The sequence below is a fragment of the Methanoculleus sp. UBA208 genome (assembly GCF_002498065.1).
Classification (GTDB): domain Archaea; phylum Halobacteriota; class Methanomicrobia; order Methanomicrobiales; family Methanoculleaceae; genus Methanoculleus.
This window is the reverse complement of the sequence record NZ_DAFZ01000041.1, coordinates 1-337: the sequence shown is the minus strand read 5'-3', so window position 1 is coordinate 337 and position 337 is coordinate 1.

Below are 337 nucleotides of genomic sequence, written 5' to 3'. Positions count from 1 at the left end.
CGCTTGAGAGCAAAGTTAAAATAAGAATGGATATAACTGGGAGGCGGGGCAATATCCTACGTACCATCTGCATGCACTCACTTTTTTATTATCTTAAACTTCTTGGCATATAGTTCTTGGCGCTACCCACTTGAACCTTAAAGGTTCTCAACTTTTACCTTTAACTCCCGCAGAGGTTAGGTATATGGAGATCTTAATCGTCTTAATAGGTATCTCTCCAAATATCGGATAATTTCTTCGTTTTTGGCATACATGGACGATCCTATAGCACATATAATAATTTAAGCAATTAGATTCTTTTGACTTTTGATGTTAAGTGAACTACCACGCCCTGAAG